The sequence below is a fragment of the Aliiroseovarius sp. F47248L genome (assembly GCF_023016085.1).
In the GTDB taxonomy this organism is placed as follows: domain Bacteria; phylum Pseudomonadota; class Alphaproteobacteria; order Rhodobacterales; family Rhodobacteraceae; genus Aliiroseovarius.
Genome location: NZ_JALKBF010000001.1, coordinates 235,283 through 248,956, shown reverse-complemented (window position 1 = coordinate 248,956; position 13,674 = coordinate 235,283). Strand labels below are relative to the sequence as shown.

Annotated in this window: 13 protein-coding genes; 8 read left to right on the top strand and 5 right to left on the bottom strand. The window is 57.2% G+C overall.

Annotated features, from left to right (window positions below):
• Nucleotides 1-4: 4 nt before the first annotated feature.
• From MWU51_RS01295 to MWU51_RS01275, 5 genes are all read right to left on the bottom strand, one after another.
• A complete protein-coding gene (locus tag MWU51_RS01295) occupies nt 5-613 on the bottom strand; it encodes an inner membrane-spanning protein YciB (RefSeq protein ID WP_247033481.1) in 609 nt (202 codons plus the stop codon).
• 9 nt (nt 614-622) lie between these two features.
• Nucleotides 623-1,525: an EamA family transporter gene (locus tag MWU51_RS01290; protein WP_247033479.1), complete on the bottom strand. Its 903-nt coding sequence runs from the start codon at nt 1,523-1,525 to the stop codon at nt 623-625.
• 9 nt (nt 1,526-1,534) lie between these two features.
• Nucleotides 1,535-3,073, bottom strand: a complete 1,539-nt coding sequence (gene ftsY, locus MWU51_RS01285) for a signal recognition particle-docking protein FtsY (RefSeq protein ID WP_247033477.1) — start codon at nt 3,071-3,073, stop codon at nt 1,535-1,537.
• A gap of 71 nt (nt 3,074-3,144) precedes the next feature.
• Nucleotides 3,145-3,780: a lysoplasmalogenase gene (locus MWU51_RS01280; protein ID WP_247033472.1), complete on the bottom strand. Its 636-nt coding sequence runs from the start codon at nt 3,778-3,780 to the stop codon at nt 3,145-3,147.
• A gap of 112 nt (nt 3,781-3,892) precedes the next feature.
• A complete protein-coding gene (locus MWU51_RS01275; RefSeq protein WP_247038637.1) occupies nt 3,893-5,578 on the bottom strand; it encodes an NAD(P)H-dependent oxidoreductase subunit E in 1,686 nt (561 codons plus the stop codon).
• A gap of 148 nt (nt 5,579-5,726) precedes the next feature.
• On the opposite strand from MWU51_RS01275, the gene MWU51_RS01270 reads away from it, so the two are divergent.
• The 8 genes from MWU51_RS01270 to dtd all read left to right on the top strand — a co-directional run bounded on the left by MWU51_RS01270 (nt 5,727) and on the right by dtd (nt 13,663).
• Entirely contained in the window at nt 5,727-6,788 is a 1,062-nt protein-coding gene (locus MWU51_RS01270) for an alkane 1-monooxygenase (protein WP_247033470.1), read from the top strand.
• A gap of 336 nt (nt 6,789-7,124) precedes the next feature.
• On the top strand, nt 7,125-8,027 hold the full coding sequence (locus MWU51_RS01265; protein ID WP_247033468.1) for a 5-bromo-4-chloroindolyl phosphate hydrolysis family protein: 903 nt from the start codon (nt 7,125-7,127) through the stop codon (nt 8,025-8,027).
• Between the two features lie 17 nt (nt 8,028-8,044).
• Nucleotides 8,045-9,238 (top strand): toxic anion resistance protein, encoded by a 1,194-nt coding sequence (locus tag MWU51_RS01260; protein WP_247033460.1) that lies wholly within the window; start codon nt 8,045-8,047, stop codon nt 9,236-9,238.
• Between the two features lie 22 nt (nt 9,239-9,260).
• Nucleotides 9,261-10,214, top strand: coding sequence for a DUF2927 domain-containing protein (locus tag MWU51_RS01255; RefSeq protein WP_247033458.1), 954 nt, complete (start codon nt 9,261-9,263; stop codon nt 10,212-10,214).
• 27 nt (nt 10,215-10,241) lie between these two features.
• Nucleotides 10,242-11,357 carry an SPFH domain-containing protein gene (locus tag MWU51_RS01250; protein WP_247033456.1) on the top strand — a complete coding sequence of 372 codons (1,116 nt, stop codon included), beginning with the start codon at nt 10,242-10,244 and terminating at the stop codon, nt 11,355-11,357.
• Nucleotides 11,358-11,420: 63 nt separating this feature from the next.
• Complete coding sequence (locus tag MWU51_RS01245; protein WP_247033454.1) at nt 11,421-12,536, top strand: TFIIB-type zinc finger domain-containing protein; 1,116 nt, start codon at nt 11,421-11,423, stop codon at nt 12,534-12,536.
• Nucleotides 12,537-12,545: 9 nt separating this feature from the next.
• The gene (locus tag MWU51_RS01240; RefSeq protein WP_247033452.1) at nt 12,546-13,229 is read left to right on the top strand and encodes a nitroreductase; all 684 of its coding nucleotides are present in this window, start codon (nt 12,546-12,548) and stop codon (nt 13,227-13,229) included.
• Nucleotides 13,226-13,663, top strand: a complete 438-nt coding sequence (dtd, locus tag MWU51_RS01235) for a D-aminoacyl-tRNA deacylase (RefSeq protein ID WP_247033444.1) — start codon at nt 13,226-13,228, stop codon at nt 13,661-13,663. The genes MWU51_RS01240 and dtd overlap by 4 nt, the downstream gene beginning before the upstream one ends.
• Nucleotides 13,664-13,674 lie beyond the last annotated feature (11 nt).

The window sequence follows — 13,674 nt, the reverse complement described above, 5'->3', positions numbered from 1 at the left end:
GGTGTCAGCCTTCGCTGGCATCCTCTTCCGTGCCGTATTTCTTGAACAATCCCGCTTGCGTCATGAAGAACGCAAACATTGCCAGCGGCAAGCCGAAGGTCTTGAAGTTGACCCAAGCATCAGTGGACATACTGCGCCAAATCACCTCGTTCGCAACGGCGAGGCCCAGAAAAAACAGCGCCAGACGCTTGGTCAAGATCATCCAGCCCGCGCGTTCCAGCGGCAGGGCGCGGTCCATGACGGCCTCAAGATAACTGGTGCCACGCATCAGCCCGAAGCCCAGAATACCCGCGAATAGAGCATAGATCATGGTCGGCTTCATCTTGAAGAACCGTTCGTCGTTAAACCAGATCGACATACCGCCGAAGCCAACCACCAGCACTAGCGTCACAATCTGCATCTTCGACAGGTGGCCGGTGATTTTCCACATTGCCAAGGTGGCAAGCGCCAGAACCGGGATGAAAAGCGCGGTCACGGCAACAAATCCCGAATATTCGGTGCCACCCACCATAAAGCTGCGATCTTTCAGGAATGTGTAGGCCACAAAGAACAGGATGATGGGGCCGTATTCCAAAGCTGCTCTGACGGTGGGGTTTGCCTGTTTCTCGGTCATGGTGTCTCCTTATCCACCCATCTCGACTATCACGGCGCCGACGGCGATCAAAGCCATCATCGCCACGCGGCGCGGGCCGACGCGTTCTTTCAGCACAAGCCAGCCGATTAAGGCGGCAAACACGGTTGAGGTTTCGCGCAGCACCGCCGCTTCGCCCACGCTGTCCAGACGCGTCGCCAACATGATCGACCCGAAGCTGAAATAGGCGAGAAAGGCGCCAAGAACGCCGCGCCCCATCAAGGGGCCAAGAGCTGGTCGCTCCGGCATATTCCACCACCGCAAGCCCGCGATCACCGGCATGAAGAACCCGTCGATGAAGAAAAACCACGCAAGGAAGGTAAATGGGTTGGCGGTCGCGCGGATACCATAGGCGTCATAGGTGGTATAGGCCGCGACAAACAAGCCGGTCACAACCGCCATCGCCAGCGCCGGTTTCAACTGCGCGCGACCCATCTGCCAATGGCGCAGGTTATAGATCGCCAGTGCAAAAATCCCCGTCACCAGCGTTGCGACGCCAAACCACTGCACAAAAGTGAAGTGTTCACCAAACAACAGACCCGCGCCAAAGACCGTGAACAGAGGGCCAGTACCGCGCACGACGGGATAGACCACCGTGTATGACCCCAAGGCATAGGTGTAACTTTGCGCCAATTTATATCCCACATGGATCACGAAAACGACGGCGAAGATCGGCCACATATGTGTCTCGGGCCACGGGACAACGAACAACGCAAAGGGCGCTGCAATCACGCCATAAGACAGATCAATCGCGCCACGCGAAAGCCACGGATCATGCCGCCCTTTCTGTAACGCGCCGAAAAGCGCATGTAGGAACGCTGCGAACAGGGCGAGTATCAATGCAAGCTGATGACCGGCTTCAGTGCCTTCCAGCGATAGCAGCCAGTCGCTCATAACCCGGTCTTACTCGGAGATGCCGATCAAGGCGCGGGCGAATTCCTCGGGGTCAAACGGGGCCAGATCGTCGATTTGTTCGCCCACACCGATGGCATGGATCGGCAGGGCAAACTTGTCCGCCAAAGCAACCAGTACACCACCTTTGGCGGTGCCATCCAGTTTGGTCATCACCAATCCAGACACGTCGGCAAGTTTCTGGAACGTGTCGACCTGAGACAGAGCGTTCTGCCCCGTGGTCGCATCCAGAACCAGCAGCGTGTTATGCGGCGCGGTGTCGTCTTTTTTCTTAATGACACGCACAATCTTTGCCAGCTCTTCCATAAGATCGGTGCGATTTTGCAATCGGCCTGCCGTGTCGATCATCAGAAGGTCAGCACCGTCAGCTTCGGCTTTTGTCATGGCATCAAATGCCAATGAGGCGGGGTCCGAACCTTCGGGCGCAGTCAAAACAGGCACGCCGGCGCGATCACCCCAAACCTGCAACTGTTCGACCGCAGCCGCACGAAACGTATCGCCTGCCGCGATCACGACCTTCTTGCCCGCCGCTGTGAACTGGCTTGCCAGCTTGCCGATCGTCGTGGTCTTGCCCGCGCCGTTCACCCCCACAATCAGTACGACCTGTGGGCGTTTGGAATAGAGCGGCATCGGCACAGCGACGGGCTTCATGATGCGTGTAACTTCGGAAGCGAGCACCGATTTGATCTCGTCCACCGACAGTTTTTTGCCGAAATGGCTTTCCGAGATGTTGGCCGTTACGCGCATCGCCGTGTCGACGCCCATATCGGACGTGATCATCAAGTCCTCAAGGCTTTCCAACATGTCGTCATCGACGGTGCGCCGTACAACTTTCTTGGCTTCGCGCCGTCCGAACATGCGACCCAGAAGGCCCGGCTTGGCGGCGGGAGTTGTTGCAACCTCGGCGGCCACATCCAGCGGTGCCGGATCGCGTTGCGCAGCGGGCTGGCGTTCGGGTTCGGGTTCGGGTTCGGGTTCGGGTTCGGGTTCGGGTTCGGGTTCGGGTTCGGGTTCGGGTTCGGGTTCGGGTTCGGGTGAAACTTCCGCGACCTTTTGCTTCGCTTCAAGATCCCTTTTGGACTTCGTACCGTCGTCAGGCTCTGCCAAGGCTTCGATCGTATCCTCAATCTCATCAAGCTGTTCATCCAATGACGCGTCAATGCTGTCCTCAGGCTCAACCCAAGGCTCCAACGCTTCGGCAACAGTCGCCTGTTCGGGCGTCACCTCATCCATATCGGCGATGAGGGTTTCATATTCTTCATCGGCGGCTGCTTGATCAAATTCAGGCTCAGGCTCAGGCTCAGGCTCAGGCTCAGGCTCAGGCTCAGGCTCAGGCTCAGGCTCAGGAATTACGTCATCTACGGCGGTCTCAATATCAACGACATCCGGCGCGGCGGTTTCCACCACCTCGTCTTGCGTCGCTTCAACCAGTTCTTCTTCGCCGCCATCCTCGACGATCGCCTCCAGCCCATCTTCAATTTTGGATGACGATTTGAACAGACGTTCCTTAAGTTTCGAGAAAAAAGCCATGTGCGCCCTCTTGATCGCTTTCTATCCACCTAAGCCACATGGTGGGCGGATGGAAGAGGGCAGCATAGGCGTCAGCCCTGCAATCCGCCCCAAAGAATCAACATTTGTCCTGCTATGTAGAACGCCCATATCGCGTATCCGGCCTTAAGCCGGTGGTGGTGCGTGTCAGACATACGAAACAGGTTGATGGCAAGGATCACATCCGAAAGGATAAACAACCCGGCACCAACCACTGTCCATCCGAACGGAATGGTCAACGCAGACAGGCCCATCACGCCAATAATCACAACATAGATACGCACGGGCCATTGAAGATGCCCGGTATGTGTGGCCAGCCAAAGTTCGGTCGACATCATCAAGCCAACAAGGACGATTGCGGAGATGGGGGCAGATGAAAACGCGTCCCACACCTGGGTGCCCGATATGCCCAACAGATGCAGAATATACGCCAGATGGGCCAGTGCGAAGGCGGACAATCCATATAAAAACGACGCGTCCCCATCGCGCGACAGGCCGAAATCCCCCAGCGCGGACAGAAACAAACCCGCTACAAGATACGGCCCCAAGCCCGCTACGAATGCGGCAATTGCGAAGGCTAACAGCGGTATGGTCTTGATTACCGACCGCGACCAAGACGGTTGTGACGAAGTCAGGGGAAAATACGCGGCGGCAAAAAACAGGCCCAAAAGGATCGGCAGGTTGGTCATGTCGTATCCTTGCACCAAGCCGTTAACTTAAGATGGTTGCTCAATGCCCATCACATGCCCGCCCACGCACGCGGGTCAAGCGTGATGTCGGAAGAACCGTTCTTCGCGTGCCTTAGATTTCGTCCGGGAAGTGCTTCATGGTCATAAGGATCGGGTTTGGCGCCGCCTGTCCTAAGCCACAAATTGACGCATCCTGCATCACTGTACACAGCTCTCCTAGCAATGCCTGATCCCAGTGGTCGGCTTGCATCAGCTTCACAGCTTTTTCACAGCCAGACCGGCAGGGGGTGCACTGGCCGCAGCTTTCATCCTCGAAAAACCGCAGCATGTTCAGCGCGGCGTCGCGCGCACTGTCTTTATCCGACAAGACGACAACCGCCGCGGATCCGATGAAAGTGTCATGTGGTTGTAATGTATCGAAATCCAGTGGGATGTCATCCATCGACGCGGGCAGCAGACCTGATGAGGGGCCACCCGGTTGGTAGGCCTTGAAGCTGTGCCCGTCGGCCATACCCCCGCAGGCGTCGATCAGATCGGTGATCGTAGACCCGGCGGGCAGCAGGTAGACACCCGGATTGGCGACGCGTCCCGAAACGGAATAACTGCGCAGCCCCGTGCGGCCATTTTTTTCGACCGAGGAAAGCACATCGCCGCCCTCGCGCAGGATGCGCGTCACCCAATGCAGGGTTTCCACGTTGTGCACCAAGGTCGGGCGGTCGAAAATACCCACCTGCGCCACGAAGGGCGGGCGGTGACGCGGAAGGCCCCGCTTGCCTTCGATCGATTCGATCATCGCGCTTTCTTCGCCGCAGATATAGGCCCCGGCCCCGCGGCGCAGGTCGATATGGCCCGGCGCGACGATGCCCGCCTCCTCCAGCGCCGCAATCTCGCGCCGCAGGATTTCCAGCACGGCGGGGTATTCGTCGCGCATGTAGATAAAGCAGGTCTCGGCCTCGACCGCCCAGGCAGCGATCAGCATGCCCTCCAGCATAAGATGAGGGGTGCGTTCCAGATAGTAACGGTCCTTGAAAGTCCCCGGCTCGCCCTCGTCGCCATTGACCGCCAGATAGCGTGGGCCATCATTTGCGCGCACGAAGCCCCATTTCTTGCCAGACGGGAACCCGGCCCCACCAAGCCCGCGCAGACCAGCGTCCAGCACTTGGGTCTGCACAGCCTCCCAATCACCACCCTCGCGCAGGTCTTCCAGTTTGGCATAGCCTCCAGCGGCGCGATAGGCCGCCAAGTCTTCATAGCCAGGCAGCTTGGTATGAGTATCACCCGCCGCAATCGCCGCCTGCACCTTTTCGGGCGTGGCATGGTCGATGTGGTTATGGCCAAGTTCCAAAACAGGCGCGGTATCGCAACGTCCCATGCAGGGCGCGCGCACGACACGCACCTGATCCGCGTCCAGCCCGTCTTCTAATGCCTTTTGCAGCGCCTCGGACCCTGCCAGTTCGCAGGATAGGCTGTCACAGACACGAATGGTCAAGGCGGGCGGAGGTGTCTCGTCTTCACGCACCACATCGAAATGGGCATAGAAACTGGCGACCTCGTAAACCTCGGCTTGGCTCATCTTCATCTCGTTCGCCAGCGCGCGGAGATGGGCGGCGGACAGGTGGCCGTGGGCGTCCTGGATCAGGTGCAGAAACTCAATCAACAGGTCGCGACGACGCGGACGGTCACCCAGCAAAGCCCGCACTTCATTCAATGCAACAGGGTCAATCTGGCGGCCCTTTGGCTTACGGCGCCCTTTACCTTTGCCCGATTTCCAGATGCCTTTTTTGTCGTCCAGCGCCATGATCAACCCCAATGTGTTATCGCCCCACAATAAACAGCGCCCCAACGCCCGCGCCATCCAAAAACGACATAGATGTGGCGGATTGCGTATCTGAGCCGTTTCCACGATATTTCGCCAAAGCCCCACCGGTTCTGTAAGCGGAGCGCTCATGTCTGGTATTTTATCACATCCCTTGAAGGTTTACGCGTTTGCGAGCTTGACGCCCATCGTGCTGATCACGCTTGCAGCGCTTTTCGGTGGCTGGTTTGCAGTCGCAGCCCTGACCTATATGACGCTGCTCGCCTATGTCTTGGATGCAATTATTGCACGTGTTTCACCGGCTTTGGATGAAGACGAAACGGCCGATGACGCTGATCTGTTGTCAGCCTTTCTTGCGATCTGCCACTTCGGCTTACTCTGTCTGGTTGTGTATTCGCTTGGCGGCAGGATGCAGCACAGCCTTGCGGCAACCGCTTGCACGTTCCTTGCCGCCGGGCTTTTCTTTGGGCAGGTGTCAAACGCGAATGCGCATGAATTGATCCACCGCAGCAATCGCATCCTGCGCACGGTTGGCCGATGGGTCTATATCTCGCTTCTGTTCGGTCATCACGCATCGGCTCATCCAAAGGTTCATCACCGATGGGTGGCGACCCCTGACGATCCCAACACCGCCGAGGAAGGCGAGAGCTTCTACGATTTTGCCCCTCGTGCATGGGTCGGATCTTTCATCGCGGGGTATGAGATGGAAAAGCAAGACCTTGCACGCCGCCAGCGGCCAGGTTTGAACCCCTATTACATCTATGTTCTCGGGGGCCTGCTAATGATGGCTGGGGCACTGTGGATCGGCGGAGTTGGCGGTTTTCTGATTTATCTTCTGCTCTGTCTTCATGCTCAGATGCAGTTGCTTTTGTCAGATTACGTCCAGCATTACGGGCTTCTACGTGAAAAGCGTGCGGACGGTGACTATGCCCCGGTAGGTGTGGATCACAGTTGGAACACACCACATTGGTTTTCTTCCCATATGATGCTAAACGCGTCGCGCCATTCAGACCATCACGCCCATCCGATGCGGCCCTATCCCGCGCTGACACTACCCAATGCGGACCAAGCCCCCATGTTGCCGTATTCGCTGCCGATGATGGCGACGATCGCACTGATCCCGCCCCTGTGGGATCGTGTAATGGGGCACGCATTGCGCAAATGGCAGGCTCGGGCCACACCAACACCTTAGAGAGCTGACCACAAACAAGGCACACGTCCGGGGAACAATCGGCGCGTTTCCCCGTTGCGATGTTAGCGCACCCATATAAGGTGAGCACCATTACACCCCAATGGAACAAAAGACCGCTTAATAGATAACAAACCCTTGACAGCCCAACGCCATATTTGTGCTGGCCAGACAGTAATCCATCAACAAACCCATAGCGATACAGGGCATACGACCCTATATTGGCTTTGAAACTGCGACCGAGAAAGGGCCCCGATTGTCTGAAACCGGACTACAAAAGACCGCTTTTTTCGTGCTTGTCGCGTTGATCCTCTATGTTTCCATCACAGGGGGCGCGTGATGTCACAGCGTTACGGAGGCGAATTCAGCCCGAAATCTTCTGATCGCAATTCCGACACTCGACCTGACGCCGGGTCAGTCGAACGTGCGCCTTACCACGGCAAGTCCCGCTCTCGCGCAGGGGGACGTGTCAACCTGTTGTTTCTTGCGCCCCTTCCGCTGGCCCTTTTGGCGTTTTTCCGCGATCCCGGGGACCTGATCTTGCGGCTGCTTGCGTTTGGCGCGTTGATCGCAGCCGCATGGCTGACCCGCGAAGGCATCTTGGCGCAGGAAGAATATGACGCTCGGAAAATCGCACGCCGACCAGCCATTCCACGCAAATTGTTTGGTTCGGCCATGACGGGGGTTGGTCTGTTTCTGGCAGGCTCAGTCGACGGCACACCTGTCATCGCGACAGCGCTCGGGCTTCTGGGGTTTGGTCTGCACATGTTTTCCTTTGGGCTAGACCCTCTGAGTGACAAAGGCATGGAAGATGTGGACACGTTTCAAACCGACCGTGTGGCCCGCGCTGTCACCGAGGCTGAAAAACACCTGCGCGCGATGAAAGAGACCATAGACCGCACCAAGGATCGTCAACTTGAAGGGCGCATAGACCGGTTTATTGCAATTGCGCGCGACATGTTTCGCACGGTCGAAGACGACCCTCGCGATCTGACCGCAGCACGAAAGTTTTTGGGCGTTTACTTGCTGGGCGCACGTGATGCGACGACCAAATTCGTTGATATCCACATGCGTGATCCCGGCAGCAACGCGCGCGCGGACTACGAGGCTCTTCTGGATGATCTCGAAGCCAACTTCGCCGCCCGCACTCAACAATTCCTGAACGACAACCGCACCGACCTTGATGTCGAAATCGAAGTTTTGCGCGAAAGACTTGCGCGCGAAGGCGTGCGAACCGAGTAACTTGTGAGGATTTTCAAATGACCGACACAACCCGCCAGAAGGCCGAAGCCGCCCTGAAGGATATCGAAGAAGTGACAGCCGTGGTGCTGCCGGAACCGTCAAACGCATTGGTGCCGTTAGAAAAAGCCAACAAAAAAGTCAGCGCCGCTATTGAGAAGCGCATGGCTGAAATCGACATGGAAAATACCCAGTCAATCATCGAGTTCGGATCCGCCGCCCAGTCCGAATTGCAGGTGATCAGTCAGGATATGCTGGCCGGTGTGCGCAACAAAGATGTTGGTCCAGCCGGTGACAGCCTGCGCAACATCGTCACCACAATCCGCGGCTTTTCGATCAGCGAGTTGGACATGCGGCGCGAACGCAGCTGGTGGGAAAAACTGCTGGGTCGTCTGGCGCCAGCAGCGAAGTTCATGGCGCGCTATGAAGATGTTCAGGGGCAGATCGATAAAATCACTGACAATCTTCTGGGGCATGAGCATACGCTTTTGAAAGATATCAAATCGCTCGACAAGCTCTATGAAAAGACGCTGGAATTCTATGACGAACTTGCGCTGTATATCTCGGCGGGCGAGGCCAAGCTAGCCGAGCTGGATAACACCGTCATCCCCGCCAAGGAAGCCGAAGTGGCCGACGCGCCCGAAGATCAGGGCGTGATCAAAGCTCAGGAGTTGCGTGACCTGCGCGCCGCGCGGGATGATCTGGAACGCCGAGTGCATGACCTGAAACTGACACGCCAAGTGACGATGCAGTCGCTGCCTTCTATCCGGTTGGTGCAGGAAAATGACAAGTCGCTGGTGACAAAGATCAACTCGACCCTGGTGAACACCGTGCCGCTTTGGGAAACCCAACTGGCGCAGGCCGTCACCATCCAACGGTCGGCTGAAGCTGCCAAGGCGGTGAAATCAGCCACCGATCTCACCAATGAGTTGTTGACCGCCAATGCCGAGAACCTGCAAGAAGCAAACCGTATGGTACGCAAGGAAATGGAGCGCGGTGTCTTTGACATCGAAGCCGTGAAATCCGCCAATGCCACTCTGATCGCCACGATCGAAGAAAGCCTGGCGATTGCCGACGAAGGCAAGGCTAAACGCGCTGCAGCCGAGGAAGATCTGATCAAGATGGAAGCCGAGCTGAAGGAAACGCTTGCGGCCGCTACATCGCGCGGCACAGCATCGGCGCACAACATGGCAAGCTCGGTTCCGCACGGATAAACTGGACTGCGAAAGGGACAGAATGCGGCGATACGCCCTGAAAATGGCAACCGGAGCGCTGGCGGCAATGCTGGCGCTGTCGGCATGTCAACCGTCTGGACCCGGCGCGACGGGGTTACCTACATCGCCGACACCGAAGCCAAGGGCAGCCTCAATCCCCGATGTGCCAAGTGCTGAAAGCAAAGCGTTGACCTCCTATTACGCCAGTGTCCAGCGCAGTTTGCTTACACAAGGACTGTTACGCACCGATGGCGGCGGCGCTGATGTTCCGTTCAGTGCGGCCATGTTGGCCCGTAACTTTGAACGCATCGCGTTCTTTCAAGAATATTCAGCCTCCGGAGGGCGCTTGATTGCACGCGAGAATGCCTCACACCTGACGCGTTGGGAAAAACCAGTTCGGGTATCAATCCAGTTTGGGTTGTCTACACCGAACGAAAGAAAGGTGCAGGACCGCGCAATTCTGTCCAGATACGTGCGCAGATTGGCCCGCGTCACCGGCCACCCGATTAGCATGACCAATGGCGTTGGCAATTTTCACGTCTATATCCTGAACGAGGATGAACGCAGAGCCTTTGGACCGGAACTGCGCCGGGTCGTGCCCGGCATCAGCGCACTTAGCCAGCGAGCGGTCCTTAACATGCCCCGCGATACCTATTGTCTCGTTTTTGGGCGCGACCCGGCCAATAACGGACAATTCGAACAGGCGGTGGCTGTGATCCGCAGCGAACACCCCGACCTGATGCGAACCTCGTGCATCCATGAAGAGGTCGCGCAAGGCTTGGGCTTGTCCAATGACAGTCCTGTCGCGCGCCCGTCAATTTTCAATGATGACGAGGAATTTGGTCTGCTGACCACACATGATGAAAACCTGCTTCGCATGCTTTACGATGATCGGCTGCGGCCGAACATGACCGCAGATGAAGCCCGACCGATTATCCAACAGATTGCCGCCGAATTGACCGGCGGTGCAGTATGATCGACACCCCAAGGAGGGAGCGTAACTATGGGAATTCTTGATTTTCTAACCGGCGAGTTTATCGATGTTATTCACTGGGTGGATGACACCCGAGACACCATGGTCTGGCGGTTCGAACGTGAAGATCACGAAATCAAATATGGTGCCAAGCTGACGGTGCGCGAAGGGCAGTCGGCGGTGTTTGTGCATGAAGGTCAACTGGCAGATGTGTTCACGCCGGGTCTTTACATGCTCGAAACCAACAACATGCCGATCCTGACGACGATCAACCATTGGGATCACGGCTTCAAATCGCCATTCAAATCAGAGATCTACTTCGTCAACACGACCCGTTTCAATGACCTGAAATGGGGCACTAAGAACCCGATCATGTTGCGCGATCCCGAGTTTGGTCCCACCCGTATCCGAGCATTCGGCACCTACAGCGTGCGTGTTTCTGACCCGGCGAAGTTTCTGGTCGAAATCGTCGGTACGGATGGCGAATTTACGATGGACGAGATCAGTTATCAAATCCGTAACATCATCGTACAGGCGTTCAGTCGCGTGATTGCAAGTGCAGGCATCCCGGTTCTGGATATGGCCGCGAACACGGCCGATCTGGGCAAGCTGATTGCCGCCGAAATCTCGGGTATTGTCGCCGAATACGGCCTGATCATTCCTGAATTCTATATCGAAAACATCTCACTTCCCCCAGCTGTTGAGGCTGCATTGGACAAGCGCACGTCAATGGGCGTGGCAGGAGATCTGGGCGCGTTCACGCAATATTCGGCTGCAGAGGCGATGACAACCGCCGCGCAGAACCCAAATGGCGGCGGTGGTATGGGCGCAGGCCTTGGCATGGGGATGGGTATGGCTATGGCTGGACAAATGGCACAGGCCGGTCCGTGGGGGGCTGCGCCTGCGGCGCCCGCGCCTCAGGCGCCGCCACCACCACCGGTTGAACGTGTCTGGCACGTGGCCGAGAACGGTGAGACAAAGGGGCCATTCTCCAAAGCCGCGCTTGGTCGTATGGCTGCTTCTGGCGGTCTGACGCGCGATACTCATGTCTGGACCCCCGGTCTGGATGGCTGGAAACGGGCCGAAGATGTGGCAGAGCTAGCGCAGTTGTTTACCGTTCTGCCACCCCCACCGCCCAGCTCCTGATTTTTTGGGCGGCACCCGCGTCGCCCACCTCTTTCCTCTGCCTGAATGACGAGGCCGACCCGGATGGCTTATCCGCGTGAAGACACACAAGCGCCGCTGGAAGAACACCGCTTTCCCTGCGACCAATGCGGGGCGGATTTGCGGTTTGATCCCGAACGCAACCTGTTGACCTGCGATCACTGCGGCAATGAACAAGCAATTGATGATCGGCCACAAACCGTACCAGTCATTCGTGAACTGGATCTAAAACGCGCCCTTTCCGAACAACTGCCGGAGTCCGAGACCGAAATCACGCGCGTTGTTACGTGCCCGAATTGTGCGGCTCTGATTGAATTTGATGGTGAAACCCACGCCACGGAATGCCCCTTCTGCGCGACGCCGGTCGTCACCGATACAGGTGCGCATCGACGGTTCAAACCCAAGGGGCTTGCCCCATTTGAGGTCAAGGAACGCGATGCGCACAAAGCAATGACCGATTGGCTGGGGCGGCTGTGGTTTGCGCCAAATGGGCTGCGCGAATACGCGCGCAAGGGGCGGCGCATGTCTGGGATCTATGTTCCCTACTGGACTTATGACGCCGACACGCGTACCACGTACAGCGGCCAACGCGGCACGGTGCATGAACGTGTGAGAACGGTATCGGTCAACGGTAAAGAGCGCAAACAACGCTCGCAAACTGTCAGGTGGCGCCCTGCATCTGGGAAGGTCGCGCGGTTCTTCGATGATGTATTGGTGCTGGCGTCACGCGGATTGCCAAAGAAATACACTGATGCGTTGGAACCTTGGGATCTATCGCGACTAGAGCCATATCGACCCGAATATCTGGCTGGATTTCAAGCCGAAGGCTACACCGTTGATCTGAAGCAAGGCTTTTCCGAAGCGCGCGATTACATGAACCGGATCATCCTGCGCGACGTGAAGTTTGACATCGGCGGAGATCGGCAGCGTGTCACGTCAATGGACACCAAGATGTCCGACGTGACCTTCAAACACATTCTTCTGCCGGTCTGGCTGGCGGCGTACAAGTATCGCGGCAAGACTTATCGGTTCGTGGTGAACGGACAAAATGGGCGGGTGCAGGGTGAACGCCCCTATTCCGCTTGGAAGATCACTTTCGCCGTCATTTTAGGGCTGATTGTAGCTGCAACAATCGGTTATCTGTCGGCCCAAAGCCAATAGGACCGCATCATGCAATATGATGATTTCACAGCGCTACTTGGCGCTCGGCATTCCTGCCGCGGGTTTCGCTCCGATCCGGTATCCGCAATCAAAATCGAGCAGATCCTGACCGCCGCGCAGAAAGTGCCAAGCTGGTGCAATGCGCAGCCATGGCAAGTCGACATCACGGTGGGCGCTGAAACAGACCGTCTACGCACAGCACTGTATGACCATGCGATGACCGCGGCTCAAACCCCCGATGTCCCGTGGCCCAGCGCCTATACAGGAAAGCATCAATCCCGGCGCAAGTCCTGCGGCTTGCAACTTTATAAAGCTGTTGGCGTGGCTCGGGGCGACCGGGCCGCGTCGGCTCAGCAGCTGATGGAAAACTTCCGACTGTTCGGGGCGCCCTGCTTCGCCTTGCTAACCGCTCCGGCTGAGCTTGGTCCCAATGCCTATCTCGATTGCGGCGGTTTCATCACAGGCTTCACGTTGGCGGCCACATCACTCGGTCTGGCTTCGATCCCGCAAGCAGCTGTGGCGGCCTATGCTCCGTTTTTGCGCGAATGGTTTAGATTGCCTGATGACCGCATCATTCTGAGCGGAATATCGTTCGGCTATCCCGATAAAACACACCCAGCGAACGGTTTTCGCACCTCGCGTGCGCCGATGGATGAGTGGATGCGTCTACACGGACAAGAGGACGAGACATGAAAGCCCTGATCCAACGCGTCAGCGAAGCCGCCGTTCAAGTTGATGGGGTTCAGATCGGTCAGACCGGGCCGGGCCTGATGATCCTTGTTTGCGCGATGGAGGGCGACACCGACACCAATGCAAATGCGTTGGCTGCCAAGATCGCAAAACTGCGCATTTTCAAGGATGATGCTGGTAAGATGAACCGCTCGTTGCTTGATACAGATGGTGGCGCTCTTGTGGTCAGCCAGTTCACGTTGGCCGCCGATACCTCGCGCGGGAACCGTCCTGGATTTACCTCCGCTGCCAGCCCCGCAGAAGGGGAACGGCTCTACAATCACTTTGCAAATGCCTTGCGCAAACTTGGCATTCCCACAGGGCAGGGACAGTTCGGGGCAGACATGAAAGTCTCGTTGGTGAATGACGGGCCGGTGACGATCTGGATGGAACTCTAAGCGCCGAAACA

Coding starts and splice junctions, on each gene's coding strand:
- MWU51_RS01295 (WP_247033481.1), bottom strand. CDS start 613: ATGACCGAGAAACAGGCAAACCCCACCGTCAGAGCAGCTTTGGAATAC.
- MWU51_RS01290 (WP_247033479.1), bottom strand. CDS start 1,525: ATGAGCGACTGGCTGCTATCGCTGGAAGGCACTGAAGCCGGTCATCAG.
- ftsY (WP_247033477.1), bottom strand. CDS start 3,073: ATGGCTTTTTTCTCGAAACTTAAGGAACGTCTGTTCAAATCGTCATCC.
- MWU51_RS01280 (WP_247033472.1), bottom strand. CDS start 3,780: ATGACCAACCTGCCGATCCTTTTGGGCCTGTTTTTTGCCGCCGCGTAT.
- MWU51_RS01275 (WP_247038637.1), bottom strand. CDS start 5,578: ATGGCGCTGGACGACAAAAAAGGCATCTGGAAATCGGGCAAAGGTAAA.
- MWU51_RS01270 (WP_247033470.1), top strand. CDS start 5,727: ATGTCTGGTATTTTATCACATCCCTTGAAGGTTTACGCGTTTGCGAGC.
- MWU51_RS01265 (WP_247033468.1), top strand. CDS start 7,125: ATGTCACAGCGTTACGGAGGCGAATTCAGCCCGAAATCTTCTGATCGC.
- MWU51_RS01260 (WP_247033460.1), top strand. CDS start 8,045: ATGACCGACACAACCCGCCAGAAGGCCGAAGCCGCCCTGAAGGATATC.
- MWU51_RS01255 (WP_247033458.1), top strand. CDS start 9,261: ATGCGGCGATACGCCCTGAAAATGGCAACCGGAGCGCTGGCGGCAATG.
- MWU51_RS01250 (WP_247033456.1), top strand. CDS start 10,242: ATGGGAATTCTTGATTTTCTAACCGGCGAGTTTATCGATGTTATTCAC.
- MWU51_RS01245 (WP_247033454.1), top strand. CDS start 11,421: ATGGCTTATCCGCGTGAAGACACACAAGCGCCGCTGGAAGAACACCGC.
- MWU51_RS01240 (WP_247033452.1), top strand. CDS start 12,546: ATGCAATATGATGATTTCACAGCGCTACTTGGCGCTCGGCATTCCTGC.
- dtd (WP_247033444.1), top strand. CDS start 13,226: ATGAAAGCCCTGATCCAACGCGTCAGCGAAGCCGCCGTTCAAGTTGAT.